The 1,044-nt window shown below is 50.1% G+C and carries 1 protein-coding gene; it reads left to right on the top strand.

Annotated elements, in window-relative coordinates:
* A partial coding sequence (locus EP737_RS25165) for a carboxypeptidase-like regulatory domain-containing protein (protein ID WP_165350945.1) occupies positions 1-1,044 on the top strand: 1,044 nt, incomplete at both ends.

A 1,044-nucleotide genomic window follows, 5' to 3' on the forward strand; every position in this document is an offset into this window, starting at 1 on the left:
CACGTTAACAGATTCGAACGGTCTATATGTGATTAATGGTTTGAATGAAGGGGAATACCGCGTGGTCATGTCCGTCGATAATTATGGATCGGCCATCTTCCAGATTACCTTAGGTCCAGGAGAAACACGTGTATTGAATGCAGCTCTTGTAGCCAACCCAGCCACCATCCAAGGACAGGCGACAGACATGCAAACGGGAACTCCGATTGCCGGAGCCGGGGTTGTCACCGTGATTCAAGGCAGCGGAGTGATTGTTGCTTCAACTCAAACGGATCAAACTGGGAACTATCTATTGACGGGCATTGCCCCCGGGAGCTATAACGTGGTCATTTCGGCAGCGAATTTTACAAGCCAAACGGTATCTGTGAACCTAGCAGCGGGAGAAACCGAAATAGTGAATGTAGCGTTAACACCGAATCCGGCGACTATTAATGGAACAGTCCGAGATTCAGTGACGGGAACAGTGCTGCCGAATGCGTTGATTCAAGTATTCAATAGTCAAGGAAGGTTTTTGGCGAGTACGCTGACCGATGTGAACGGGCAATACGCTATTTCAGGTTTGCCGGAAGGCACGATATCTGTTCAGGCGAGTGCGCCGAACTTTGCTTCTGAGCTCACCGTCATTACCTTAACGCCAGGTGAGACGGAAACGGTGGATTTTGCGTTGGCATCCAACCCTGCTTCTCTGACGGGAAGTGTGACCGATGCACAAACAGGGGCACCCCTTTCTGGCGCTCTCGTCCAAGTATTTATCGTTGGAACAGCTGTGCCAGTGAAGTTCACTTTGACAGATCCGAATGGTCTGTATTTCATCAATGGATTAAATGGAGGCGAATACCAGGTGGTCATATCCGATGATAATTATGTAGCGGCTATCTTCCGAATTATCTTAGAACCAGGAGAAGAACGTGTACTGGATGCGGCGCTTCAAGCCAATCCGGCTACGATTCAAGGACAGGTGACAGATGCACAAACGGGAACTCCGATTGCAGGAGCCGGGGTTGTCACGGTCGTCCAAGGCAGCGGGATAATTGTCGCGTCGAC

Origin of the sequence: Ectobacillus funiculus, from assembly GCF_004138295.1 — a bacterium.
Classification (GTDB): domain Bacteria; phylum Bacillota; class Bacilli; order Bacillales; family Bacillaceae_G; genus Ectobacillus; species Ectobacillus funiculus.